At 29.0% G+C, this 13,021-nt stretch carries 11 protein-coding genes; 3 read left to right on the forward strand and 8 right to left on the reverse strand.

The features are described from left to right. Positions 1-7: 7 nt before the first annotated feature. From trmL to KQI89_RS06270, 6 genes are all read right to left on the reverse strand, one after another. Positions 8-475 (reverse strand): tRNA (uridine(34)/cytosine(34)/5-carboxymethylaminomethyluridine(34)-2'-O)-methyltransferase TrmL, encoded by a 468-nt coding sequence (gene trmL, locus KQI89_RS06245; protein WP_032122231.1) that lies wholly within the window; start codon positions 473-475, stop codon positions 8-10. A gap of 121 nt (positions 476-596) precedes the next feature. Then, positions 597-1,427, reverse strand: a complete 831-nt coding sequence (locus tag KQI89_RS06250; protein ID WP_216456351.1) for a Cof-type HAD-IIB family hydrolase — start codon at positions 1,425-1,427, stop codon at positions 597-599. Positions 1,428-1,572: 145 nt separating this feature from the next. After that, complete coding sequence (locus KQI89_RS06255) at positions 1,573-3,759, reverse strand: transglutaminase-like domain-containing protein (protein ID WP_216456352.1); 2,187 nt, start codon at positions 3,757-3,759, stop codon at positions 1,573-1,575. An 89-nt stretch (positions 3,760-3,848) separates the two neighbouring features. Further along, positions 3,849-4,721 (reverse strand): DUF58 domain-containing protein, encoded by an 873-nt coding sequence (locus KQI89_RS06260; protein ID WP_216456353.1) that lies wholly within the window; start codon positions 4,719-4,721, stop codon positions 3,849-3,851. Positions 4,722-4,999: 278 nt separating this feature from the next. Then, complete coding sequence (locus KQI89_RS06265) at positions 5,000-5,941, reverse strand: AAA family ATPase (protein ID WP_216456354.1); 942 nt, start codon at positions 5,939-5,941, stop codon at positions 5,000-5,002. 177 nt (positions 5,942-6,118) lie between these two features. Continuing rightward, positions 6,119-7,507 (reverse strand): VanW family protein, encoded by a 1,389-nt coding sequence (locus KQI89_RS06270; RefSeq protein ID WP_216456355.1) that lies wholly within the window; start codon positions 7,505-7,507, stop codon positions 6,119-6,121. 239 nt (positions 7,508-7,746) lie between these two features. Here KQI89_RS06270 and KQI89_RS06275 point away from each other — a divergent pair, with 239 nt between their 5' ends. Then, a complete protein-coding gene (locus KQI89_RS06275) occupies positions 7,747-8,787 on the forward strand; it encodes a M42 family metallopeptidase (RefSeq protein ID WP_425514078.1) in 1,041 nt (346 codons plus the stop codon). A 108-nt stretch (positions 8,788-8,895) separates the two neighbouring features. On the opposite strand, the gene KQI89_RS06280 is transcribed toward KQI89_RS06275, so the two are convergent. Together KQI89_RS06280 and KQI89_RS06285 are read right to left on the reverse strand one after the other, a co-directional pair. Further along, on the reverse strand, positions 8,896-9,798 hold the full coding sequence (locus tag KQI89_RS06280) for a D-alanine--D-alanine ligase (RefSeq protein WP_216456357.1): 903 nt from the start codon (positions 9,796-9,798) through the stop codon (positions 8,896-8,898). Positions 9,799-10,223: 425 nt separating this feature from the next. Beyond that, complete coding sequence (locus KQI89_RS06285; protein ID WP_216456358.1) at positions 10,224-11,498, reverse strand: dihydroorotase; 1,275 nt, start codon at positions 11,496-11,498, stop codon at positions 10,224-10,226. A gap of 168 nt (positions 11,499-11,666) precedes the next feature. On the opposite strand from KQI89_RS06285, the gene KQI89_RS06290 reads away from it, so the two are divergent. After that, positions 11,667-12,305 (forward strand): TetR/AcrR family transcriptional regulator, encoded by a 639-nt coding sequence (locus tag KQI89_RS06290; RefSeq protein ID WP_032122239.1) that lies wholly within the window; start codon positions 11,667-11,669, stop codon positions 12,303-12,305. A 10-nt stretch (positions 12,306-12,315) separates the two neighbouring features. After that, a complete protein-coding gene (locus KQI89_RS06295) occupies positions 12,316-13,014 on the forward strand; it encodes an ABC transporter ATP-binding protein (protein ID WP_216456359.1) in 699 nt (232 codons plus the stop codon). Positions 13,015-13,021: the final 7 nt, after the last annotated feature.

Below are 13,021 nucleotides of genomic sequence, written 5' to 3' on the forward strand. Positions count from 1 at the left end.
ATCCCCTTTACTTCATAGTAGGAAAACTAAATTGTCTAAGTGCTTCATAAGTCATTATAGCCACAGTATTTGAAAGATTTAGCGACCTAGTGCTGGTATTTATCATAGGTACCCTTATACATCTCTTTGGATCGCTATCCCTTATGTAATCTGGAAGCCCTGAAGATTCTCTCCCAAATACTATAAAATCACCTTGTTTAAATTCTACCTCATGATAAAAATTGCTTCCCTTTGTGGTAGAAAAATAAAAAGTGCTATCTTTATATTTTTCTCTAAGATCTTCATAACTTTCATGAATTTCAATATCTAAAAAAGGCCAGTAGTCCAATCCAGCTCTTTTCAAATGTTTTTCATCTAAACTAAATCCTAAAGGTTTTATTAAATGTAGCTTAGAATTTGTTAATACACAAGTTCTAGCAATATTACCTGTATTTTGAGGTATCTCTGGTTGATATAATACTATATTTAAATTCAAATTAATTACCTCCAATTTATCCAATTGATTTTTATACTACAAAATATTAAAACTTTATAACTATGTAAAGATACCATAATAAATATTATACTTGATTCTTATTCATAATTTTATTAAAATATCATGAATTTAATATGAATTTCTCTATTGCCTTTGCTACGCCATCACTATCATTGTTATCTGTTACATAATCAGCTTGCTTTTTTATATCCTCTGGAGCATTTCCCATAGCTATACCTAGTCCTGCAACTTTTATCATAGATAAATCATTTTCGTTATCACCGATACAGATTATTTCCTCTGGGTTCAAACCATAATATCCTGCAAGAATTTCTACTCCTCTTCCTTTTGAAACCCCTTCTGTCATTATCTCACAATTATTTTCATAAGAACTTACCACTTCAATTCCTGACATTTTCATTATTTCTGATTTAACATTTTTTATTTTTTCTACATCTTCATCAATAGCTATACATTTTACTATAGAATCCTCATACTTTTCAAAAATCTGTTCCCAATCTTTCTCTACAATATGTATATCTATTTTATTATCCTCTGGTAAATAGCTATTCATGTCTGAATATATTTTCGCAGAAAATACCATTTTATCAGAAAACATAGCATTAGGAGTGTGGAAATGCGCATGAACCTTATGTTTTTGTAACACCTTTAATAGACTATTACATTTATCTTTTCCTAGCACATTTTTGTATATTACATCATTCTTATCTTTTTCTCTTATAAATGCACCATTAGCTGAAATTATAGGGGCTTTGATATGTAACATGTCTGCATAATAATTGGCAGAATTAAACATCCTCCCTGTACTTACAACTATATGTACTCCCTTTTCATGAGCCTTTTTTATAGCTTCCTTTGTTCTATCGCTTATGTCTTTATTACTATTTAACAAAGTACCATCCATATCTGTACATAACATTTTATATTTCATTGTATACCCTCCTGTTTATTTCATCCTTTTTTTCTAATAATAAGATTAATATATTAAATTTTGTAATTATTTATTGAAATTAATAGTTTCTACCTACATTATCTCATTATATCAAAATTTAAATAAAATGAAACTACCCCTTTACTTAAGGAGTAGTCTTAATTCTATAAGGTAGAATATATTTGAATAAATAATATTTTATTTTACCCTGTGTTTTTAAATATTTTTCTAAAGTAAAATAAAATTCATTCCAAGAGAAAGCATCTGGATTATAGCCGCCATAATATTCTTTATATAAGTTTTCTACAAGATCTGAACACATATTTCTAAGTTCAATATCATTGATTCTTTTTACAAAGTCTCCTTCTGTTTCTGTTAATTCCCTTTTAATTTTTATAGTCTTAAGTCTTCTTTCTAAGTAAAAATATGAAAACTTATAGCTTTTTCCATTCAATATAATATTCTTTCTCCACTTTTCCATACTTATTTTAATAATCACATATAGTATTATTAATATTATAGAAATTATCTTAAATATGTTGTAAATATTAAAAAATGTATTTTCATTAGTATTTTTATTATGGCTATCCTCTATTTCATCAACTGCCTTTTTATTAGGCTTTTGCATAAATTCTTCATCTGGGTTTTGATTATTTCTACTTGGAATAATTGGTCTTATTAAGGAAATTTCATATTCACGAGCGGTAGGTGCAGCATCATTTATACTCCAAATCATATTAGGTGCGTCTACTAGTATCTCACTCCATGCATGAGCATCTTTGTTAGTAATCATGTAAAAATCACTATCATATTTTTCATTAGGCATTTTAAAGCCCTCTACATATCTAGCTGGAATTCCCGCTATCCTATTCATTACTGTAGTAGCAGTAGCAAAATACACACAATATCCCTTTTTCTCTTCAAAGAGAAAATAGTCTACAAAATCACTTTCTTCTGGTACCTCTGAAACCTCTAATGAATAGCTATAATTCTTCTCTAAGTACTCTCTTATTTTTTTTGATTTTTCCAAAGGATCTTTAGTATCTTTTACTATATCGTATACCAGCTTTTTAGTTCTATCCGTTACAGTAGGCGGTAGCTGAGTATACCTATCTAAATTAATATCTCCATAATATGTATTTACTTTTGGTAATAATTCAACTACCCTTTCCTCTTCTATAAAATCTATTTTATATCCTTGATATAAGGGTTTAGATGCCACATAGATATCAGTATCTTCATTTTTATAAATCTCTCTATCATCTTGTAGATTTATACTTAATGTATAAATTGGAGTAAATATGGTACTGCTCTTAATTCCTTCTGGTTTTATATATAGTTCATCCTTTTTAACTTCTTCATATCGATATAGATATTTATTTGTACTGGTATTCAGACTATCCCTAGAATCATTAGTTATAGTGGTCCAAGAACTCCCTGTATAAATATCTTTTACACTCCCCTTTAAGTGATAGCTTTTATTAGCCTTTACTTTCATAACCGACTTATTGTCTAAGGTTATTTTTCCACCTAAGGTTTTATCGCTATCATTGTATCCAGATACACTCAACCCATATCTCTTGCCAGAGAATTTTCCTTCCTTATCCTCTACTGTTATAATATCTCTAACCCTCTCTATTAATATTTCCTCATATTTTCCTTTTACTTCAGTAGGTGTAATTTTAATCGTCATACCAATTAAAATACCGTAAAATATAACCTGGCTTAATATATTACCCTTTTTTATATTAGGTCTAATATTATGCATATTTATCTTTTTCATATTCCTTAAATTTGATTCTGCTGAAAATCCAATAACACAAATTAAAGCATAATAAAACAAGTTCCCTTCCATTGCTCTTTCATAGTCTAAATACCAAAAAAATAACATAGCCAAAGTATTTATAACTAATAAAAACTTAGTAAATCCTTTAGAATAAAGGAAAAAAGTTATTATAGAAAAAACCGGAAGTAACAAAAGAATAATATTTTTAAATTGATAAAAATTCGTACCCTTCCCCTCAGCTAAATTACTATTTATGGAGGATACATTTTCAATTGTCTCCTTAAAAAAGATAATTACTTCTTCTCTTTTTAAAAACATAAAAATTGATCCTATTATAATTATCAATATTAGAATCAAGGCTTTATATTTTTTATATATTAAAAATTCTTCATATATATAGTAAAAGACAAAAGTAAATATAAATACCACTGTAACATAAGTGTAGTTAAAGCTTATAATATCATAACTACTTCTCATCAATCTAAAAAAGAAAACCATATTTAAATAAACTACGAAAGCCATCCACTTATTATTTTTCAACTTCATATTTTTACCACCTAACTTTATGGTAATTGTATTGTGCCCTTAGTATTCATAAAGATATATAATCTTACCTATACCTTTAAAACCCCATCTTAATCCCATTTTGCTAGACTACAAATATCAAATAATATAACACCTAATTTGCTTAAATATTCTATCCTATCTTTTCTCTCAACTTTACCTAAGTAAAAAAGTGCTATATTCTGTCCATCTCCTTTTAAACCCTCTATAGATTTTAATAAAGATTCTGTTATATTAGAGGTTATAAGTATCATGGTATTACCACGTGATTCCCTTGCTTTTGTTTTTATAAAAGTATCATAGCTCTTAACTCCATCACTTTTATTTTCTACAAAAAACTCCATGACTTTATTAAAATCATCTTTATTATTTACCTCAATGAATTTTTCCATTTTAGAATTTATATGAAGCTTAACTCGAAACCCCTTATTGGAAATATAATTTACTATAGAAACGCACATATCAATTAAACTCTCTTCATACAATCCATCTTTATCAATTTCATAAACATCCTTATTCATATCTAGTAATATTATTACTTCTTGATAAGATAATACCTCATAACTCTTTACAAATAGCTTATTTAATTTAGCACTTACTTTCCAATTAATCCTCTTTAAGCTATCCCCATCTCTATATTCTCTCATTTCTTTAACGGAATATATATCTTCTAAAAAACCCTTGTTTAAGAATGGATTTTCAGAAAATTCGTTACTTGATGATATACTTTCATCTAAATCGTATATTCTAGGATAAACTTTTATGGAATTTCTATTTTTTATCTTCTTTTCAATGTTTATAAAATTAAATAGGTCTGAAGTATTAACCTTAAAATCATTAATATTATAAATTCCTCTTTTTCTAAATGTTATATGATACTCATAATTTAAGTTCTGAAAGAATCTTAAGCTCATGGCCTCTCCTTCATACCTACTATCTAACATAGAAAATAACTCTCCCCTAATCATTATGTAGGGTATATTAAACATGCCTTTATTATAAACATTAAGACTGACTTTCTCATTGTTGCCACAATAAAATACATTGTTATTTAATTCTAAATTAACATCTGTAAAGAGGTAATAGGATAAGGTGCTTATAATAGCTATAACAATCATAAACAAGAATATATAAAATATACTATAAGCTAATAAACCTCCCTGTAGATAGGCGTATATGTAACTTAAAATGGCTATAATGAGAAATTTATAATTTATAGCCATCATGAATTCACCCTTGGTACTTCAACGTTCTTAACTATATCCCAAATCATCTTTTCTTTATTATATCCATTAGCCTTTGCAACAGATGATAATATAACTCTATGTGATAAAACCAATACCACATTTTCTCTTATATCCTCTGGTATTACATAATCTCTTCCTTTTATTAATGCAGTGGCCTGAGCTATTCTTTGAAGAGCTAACATTGCTCTTGTACTAACTCCAAGGTTTAAATAATTGGAGTTTCTTGTAGCTTCTGAAATGTCAGCCATATAATCAATAAGCGCTTCATTAACCTTAACTTCTCTAACTCGTTTTTGAAGATATAATAATTCCTCCTTGCTTACAGCACACCCTATATCTTCAAGAGGATCCTTTTCCCTATAGAGTCTTAAAATATCTTTTTCACTTTTTTTAGAAGGATATCCTAATCTTACCATCATCATAAACCTATCTAATTGCGCCTCTGGCAAAGAAAATGTCCCCTCATGTTCTATTGGATTTTCAGTTGCCAAAACAAAAAAAGGTTCCTCTAATTTATAAGTATTATTTCCTTCTGATACTTGATGCTCTTCCATAACTTCTAAAAGAGCTGATTGAGTTTTAGGAGAAGTTCTATTTATCTCATCAGCTAAAACTATATTTGAGAATATAGGTCCTTTCTTAAATTCAAAGTTCATATCCTTTTGATTGTAAATAGAAATCCCTATTATATCTGAAGGTAAAAGGTCTGGTGTAAATTGAATACGACTATAGGTTAAATTTAATGAGTTAGCTAAAGCTTTTACTAAAGTAGTCTTACCTACACCAGGTACATCTTCTATAAGTACATGCCCATTAGCTATAACAGCCTTTAAAATATTTATTATCTCTTCTCTTTTACCTAATATGACCTTTTCTATGTTATCTGCAATCTTAGTTATAATTTCTACTTCTCTCATACATTAACGCAAAAACTGCTTCCTCCTTTCACGAACAATTCTAAATTTTCTCAAATAATTATACCATAATAAAACAAATAAATAAAACCTTTGATTAAACTATCTTAAATAACCTAATAAAAGGAGAGTTTGTACAAAATTCTCATTTCATAAACTCTCCTTTTAAACTAGACTATATCATTTTTTTGTGCCTACTCTAACTATTCCGTCTATAGCTTTATAAACATCATTAGATAAAAATTCTGTGTCTATTAGCACATTATTTTCATAAGTTTTTCTATATACCTTCACCTTAGATCCATCTACCCCATTTTTCTCTACAACAGTCTGTCCTTCAGGTAAGTTTGGATCTTGTATAGTTTTAACTGGTGCCTTTATATGCTCATAAACCTCAGTTACCATTTCATAAGTTCTTCCTGTAGATGCACTGTTACCATATATATTAAAGTATAACATCCTGTTTGGAGTAGTAATTCCCTCTATATATATAGGAAAATCAAAGGTATTTTTAAATTTATAATCTAAGGATCCATATGCCACTGTAGCGTCAAGGCCTAATGAAAGATAACTTGTACCTAATGAATGGTTATATCTCTCTACAGACTTTAATCCTGTTCTTAAAACCGCTTGATATAAAGTACTAGACACCTGGCAAATCCCTCCACCTAAGTCATCCTCAACCTTATTTCCTACTATTACAGGGGCATCCTTATATCCTCTTTCCCTAGTTCTTTCACCAACTATATCATTATAACTAAACACCTCTCCTGGCATAAGTACTGTTCCATTTATTGCTTTAGTTGATAGTTCTACATTAACGGCTCTTTCATTAGTAGAATTATGTGCATAATTAGTTGAAAATGTAGCTATCTTTGAATTAACCTTATTTAACTCCTCTGCAGTTACTGTAGGTTTTGTTTCATCCACCTTAGCTTCCACTACTACTTCTTCTTCAACTTTACCATTAATATTTGATATTATATCATTTTTAAGCTTCTCTTCATCCAAGGCATAACCATTTTTACCCTCTGATACTTGAAACTTTCCACTAGACACCATGGTTAATTTTGCATTAGTAGCATTACTATTGTTTTCAGAAGCAATGTTGGCTATAAATTCATCAATATAAGCTGGATCATAAGTAAAATTTAGTGCTATTTCTTTTCCGCTTTGTTTTTTTATTAATTTATACTTAGATAACATTTGATTATCTTTTCCATAATTAAAAGCTTCTTCTACAACTTCCTCTATATTGTATTGAGAGTTAAGCTTAGAGTAATCCATGTCATATACCTTATCAAATACTTTAACGGATAACTTTTTATTTAATATAGCTTCTCCATACTTTTCTTTAAGCATGGAAGTAGCTTCTTCTTTAGTTTTTCCAGATAAATCTAAAGATTCTACCTTTATACCTGTATAAATATAATTATTCCAACTAGAAACATATTTATAAATATACCCCATATAAACCGAGATGCCAAATAAAACTGCCAATAATAGAGAGGATATAATTATAATAGTTTTTTTCTTTTTGTCATTCTTCTTTGCCTTAGAGTTTCGCATTTACTCTCTCCTTTCTATCCGCATAAATATTATACTATAAATAGTGTTAGTTTAATATAGATTTTACAGATTAATAATATTTATTATATGATAGTTTATATCATATATAAATTCACCATTTGTAATAACCCCACATTCTATTATACGTTAATTTATATAAAATGTTTAATTTTTTATGAAATTTATGTTAAAATTTATATTGTAGATAAATTATAAATTAAAGGAGTGATATTATGTCAATTTCCTATGATGAAAACAAATTAAAATACTATCTAGAAAAGCTTTTGACAATTTCAAGCCCTACAGGATATACAAATAATATAATGAAGTATATAAAGGAAGAACTAACTAATTTAAACGCTAAATTTACAGAGACTAACAAGGGTGCTTTAATAGTTACAATAGAAGGTGATGATAGTTCTTATCAAAGAACCTTTTCAGCCCATGTGGATACTTTAGGAGCAATGGTTAAAGAGATAAAATCTAACGGAGCCTTATGTTTAATTCCTGTAGGTGGATACATGATGACTTCCATAGATGGAGAAAACTGTGTAGTAGAAACCTTAGAGGGAAAAAGTTATACAGGAACTGTACAAACTATAAAACCTTCCGTTCATATCAGCGGAGATGAGGCTAGAGATCTTAAAAGAATTCCTGAAAACATGGAGGTTATATTAGATGAGAGAGTAAGCTCTAAATCTGAAACAGAAGCCCTTGGAATAAACATAGGAGACTTCATATGTCTTGATACTAGAACTACCTTTACAGAAAAAGGCTATATAAAAAGTAGATATTTAGATGATAAAGCCAGTGTAGCAGTTCTACTTCACGCAATAGAGTTAATGATTAAAAATAATATAAAACCTCTATATACTACAAACTTTTTTATAAGCACTTATGAGGAAGTTGGTCATGGGGCAAAAGCAGCTATACCGGAAAATACAAAGGAATTCATAGCTGTAGATATGGGAGCTCCAGGCCCTGGTCAAAATTCTTCTGAATATGCAGTATGCATATGCGCAAAAGATTCTTCTGGTCCTTATGATTATGACCTAAGAAAAACTTTAGTAAATGTATGTAAAAAAAATAATATAGAATACAAATTAGACATATATCCATTCTATGGATCTGACGCATCAGCAGCTTTAGGAGCTGGTTGGGATGTTAGAGCTGCCCTTATAGGACCTGGAGTATTTGCCTCCCATGCCTATGAAAGAACTCATTTTGATGCTCTAATGGCCACTTTAGACTTAATTATTAAATATAGTATGTTTAAATAAAAAAATACAAAAAAAGAGGATAACTCCTCTTTTTTTGTATGTAAATTCTAAAATATAAATGCAAAAACTCTATTTGTGCCATGAGTACAATTATAACACTACTTGATATTAAGCTCTTTCTTTTAGGGAATATTGTATTATATTTTCTAAAAGCTCAGGAAATTTCATATTAACTCCTGCTGCACTTTTAGGAAACAGACTATTTTTAGTCATTCCAGGTAATGTATTAATCTCTAACACATAAGGCACCCCTTCTTTCACTATCATATCTACCCTAGAGTAAACACTACACTTTAACTCCCTCCAGCATCTAACAGCCATATCCTCTACTTCTTTGTGAAGATCTTCATTTAATTGAACTATAAATTCATCTGCGCCACCATCTTGATATTTTGAAGTAAAATCAAAAAAGTGAGACTTTGGTTTTATAGCTAATACAGGTAACATTTTTCCGTTTAGCATACAGCAGGTAATCTCATCTCCTTTTATGTACTCTTCTATCATTACTTCTTTATCATATTTCAAAGCCTGTTCTACAGCCACTTTTAAATCTTCTTTACGCTCCACTAGATTTGTAGCAACACTAGAACCACCATTGTTAGGTTTTACTACTAAAGGATATCCTAGCTTTTCTACTTCTTCATAATCAATTTCTTCTAAAGATTTTACATTAATCCACTCTGCTATTCTTATATCAGCGTAACGTAATATCTTTTTAGTCATATCCTTGTCCATACATATTGCGCTACTTAAGGCATCGCATCCAGAATAAGGTATATTTAAAGTTGTAAGTACAGATTGAACTGTTCCGTCTTCTCCAAACTTTCCATGAAGAGCTATTAAAGCAAAATCTATATCCCTTACCTTATCTATAAGTTCCTCTTTAGTATTTATTATAATCTCTTTAACTTCATATTTTTGTGAATCCAAATTATCAGCTATTTCTTTTCCTGTTCTAAGGGATATTTCTCTTTCTGAAGAAATACCTCCCATTATAACACCAATCTTCATTGTAACCCTCCATAAGCTCAGTATAATTCTATTTATAATATTTTAACTTCAGTTTATTATAAGCCATTTAACTTATAATATTTAATGTCCAGATATAATTATATATAAAAACAAATTTTAATGAAAGAACTTAAAAATAAATTCTATGTAAACAAAATAATTTGGACTGTAATTATGAGATTTTTTATAATCAAAGAAAGACTTGTAAAAATACAAGTCTTTAAAGAGGCTTAGATCAGATTAATACAGTTGACTAAAGTATAAATCCTTTATTATTATATCACTTAACTATAATAATTAACAATACAATTTTAAAAATTTATTCATTATTTACAATTAGCTTAAAGAATACATGTTTTTTTTATATCTAACTGTTACATTTTATGGTGTAAACATTAAATATATCTCCTATGGTATAAAGCATTTTACTGCTTGTTACTTGAATAAACCACCTGTCCTTTGTAAATAGTATTCTTAATTTTTCCATAAAACTCTTTTCCTAAAAATGGTGAGTTAGATGATTTAGATAAGAACTCCTCAACTTTCCATTTTTCCTCTGGATTAAATATTACTATATCAGCTCTATGACCTTCCTTTATGTATCCTCTGTCTAATCCATAAAACTTAGCTGGATTTATAGTCATTTTTTCAAGTAATTTTATATAACTCAAGTGTCCAGTTCTTACTAAATTAGTAATTCCTAATGCCAAAGCTGTTTCTAGTCCTACAATTCCACTAGGTACACTATTTAACTCCTTACTCTTCTCTTCATTAGAATGAGGAGCGTGATCTGTAGCTATTATCTCTAAAACCCCGTCCTTTAACCCTTGGATTAAAGCTATTCTATCCTCTTCTTCTCTTAAAGGTGGATTCATTTTAGCATTTCCTTTGTGCTCTAATAAGCTTTTTTCTGTTAAACTGAAATGATGAGGTGTAACCTCACCTACAATATTAGCTCCCATATTTTTAGCCCATTTTATTATTTCCACGGAAAGTTTTGAGCTTATATGCTGTATGTTTGTTTTTGCTCCTGTAGAAATAGCAAGTACTGCATCTCTTGCCACTAAAACTTCTTCTGCCTCCCTTGGTGAGCCTGATAAATTAAAATGTTTTGCTACCTCACCCATGTTTACTCCATTTTCCTTAATCAAGCTACTATCTTCTTCATGAAAACTTAAAGGCATATTAAGTGCCTTAGCCTTAGTCATAGCTTCCATTACAACCTTCGCATTCATAATAGGTTTTCCATCATCAGAAAATCCTACAGCTCCAGCTTTTTTTAACTCTTCCATTGGAGTAAGTTTTTCTCCTTTTAAACCTTCCGTTATAGTTGCTACTTGTAAAACCTCAATTTTTGCCTTTTTTCCCTTGTTTAATATATATTCTAAAGTTTCAATGTTATCTACTATAGGATCTGTATTAGCCATACATATTACCGTAGTATAACCACCTTTAGCTGCTGATTCTGCTCCTGAATATATATCTTCTTTGTAAGTAAATCCTGGATCTCTAAAATGGACGTGTATATCAATTAATCCTGGGGCTACTATGCAATCTTCTGCATTAATCACAGTAAACTCATCTTTTTCCTCTATGTGTTCTTCTATTTTTACTATTTTTTCTCCCTGAATTAAAATATCCATATAATTCTGGAGTTTTGATAAAGGATCAATTATCTTTCCATTCTTAATAAGAATCATACTACTCCCTCCTTTAAAAACTAAAAATCAAATTTAGCTTCATCTAATAAATTTTTTAAATATATTTTATCATAATAAATTTTTAAAACCTATTTATTTTTTTAAATCTTAGTGATATGATATGACTATAAAGTCATATGACCAACAAGTCACAAAGGAGTTAACAAAATGGCAAAAGAAACATTTTTAAATTTACCATTAGAAAAACAAGATCATATTTTAAGAGAGTCTATAAAAGAATTTGCAAAAAAAGGCTATCACAATGGCAACATAGGCATAATAGCAAAAAACGCCGGTGTATCTAAAGGTAGTATGTATCAATACTTTGAAAATAAAGAGGAGCTTTACATGGACTCTATAAAAAAATCCATAGAAATTTCTATGGAGTACACAAAAGCCCCTTTGGTTAAAGATAAAAGCATAAATATATTTGAATATATCTATGCTGCCTTTGAAAGTTCATGGCCTATTTTAAAAAAGGAACCTTATATAATAGAATTTTTACAAAACATTTACTATGCAAATTTAGCACCTAAAAATCTTCCCGCTCTAGATTATATACTAAAATCCTCTAGAGATTTTTTATTAGAACTTATAAAAGCTAATAAGGATATGGGCGTACTTAGACAAGATATAAGTGATGAATCTATGTTACTATTTTTTGAAGGGGTAACAGTAAAGTTTAAAGAGGAAATGCTCCTCATGGCAAAGTCTCAAAAAAAACTTATATATGATACTACCTTTAAGGACTATGAATCTTTAATAAAGGATATGATTGAACTTTTAAAATCAGGTATAAAAAAATAGGAGGGATAACATGTTTTTAACCGTTAAAGATCTTAAGAAATCTTATAAAACTGGCCAAAGTGAAACTTATGTACTAAAAGGAATAAATCTAGAAATAGAAAAAGGTGACATAGCTGTTATCTTAGGTCCTTCTGGTTCTGGAAAATCTACTCTTCTTAATATTATAGGGGGAATAGATAAAGCTGATTCAGGCTATGTAAATCTTGAGGATAAAGAAATAACTTCTCTAAGTAAAAAAGAACTAACAGATTATAGACGAAAAAATGTAGGCTTTATTTTTCAATTTTATAATCTTATATCTAATCTAAATGTAGAAGAAAACATAGAGGTATGTTCTAACATAAGCAAAAATCCTTTAGACTTAGATGAAATGTTAAAAGCAATATCTATGAAAGATAAGAGGAACCGATTTCCAAGAGAATTAAGTGGCGGAGAACAGCAAAGAGTATCCATTGCCAGGGCAATAATTAAAAATCCCTCTCTTCTTTTATGTGACGAATTAACAGGAGCTTTAGATTATAATACCTCAAAAGAAATATTAAACTTAATAAAATTCATAAACACAAAATATAACACAACTATAATTATAATTACTCATAATAACGCTATAGCTAACATGGCTAATAGAGTATTTAAATTAAGAGACGGAGAAATATATGAAAGCATCATAAATGCTACTCCTTTAGATCCAAGAGAAATTCAATGGTAATATCACT

Origin of the sequence: Clostridium simiarum (genome assembly GCF_018919175.1) — a bacterium.
Taxonomy (GTDB): Bacteria; Bacillota; Clostridia; order Clostridiales; family Clostridiaceae; genus Clostridium_L; species Clostridium_L simiarum.

Excerpts from the sequence above, each read along its gene's own strand:
- KQI89_RS06295 (WP_216456359.1), top strand. The coding sequence starts at position 12,316 with ATGTTTTTAACCGTTAAAGATCTTAAGAAATCTTATAAAACTGGCCAA.
- KQI89_RS06265 (WP_216456354.1), bottom strand. The coding sequence starts at position 5,941 with ATGAGAGAAGTAGAAATTATAACTAAGATTGCAGATAACATAGAAAAG.
- KQI89_RS06250 (WP_216456351.1), bottom strand. The coding sequence starts at position 1,427 with ATGAAATATAAAATGTTATGTACAGATATGGATGGTACTTTGTTAAAT.
- KQI89_RS06290 (WP_032122239.1), top strand. The coding sequence starts at position 11,667 with ATGGCAAAAGAAACATTTTTAAATTTACCATTAGAAAAACAAGATCAT.
- KQI89_RS06270 (WP_216456355.1), bottom strand. The coding sequence starts at position 7,507 with ATGCGAAACTCTAAGGCAAAGAAGAATGACAAAAAGAAAAAAACTATT.
- KQI89_RS06255 (WP_216456352.1), bottom strand. The coding sequence starts at position 3,759 with ATGAAGTTGAAAAATAATAAGTGGATGGCTTTCGTAGTTTATTTAAAT.
- KQI89_RS06285 (WP_216456358.1), bottom strand. The coding sequence starts at position 11,498 with ATGATTCTTATTAAGAATGGAAAGATAATTGATCCTTTATCAAAACTC.
- KQI89_RS06280 (WP_216456357.1), bottom strand. The coding sequence starts at position 9,798 with ATGAAGATTGGTGTTATAATGGGAGGTATTTCTTCAGAAAGAGAAATA.
- KQI89_RS06260 (WP_216456353.1), bottom strand. The coding sequence starts at position 4,721 with ATGTTAGATAGTAGGTATGAAGGAGAGGCCATGAGCTTAAGATTCTTT.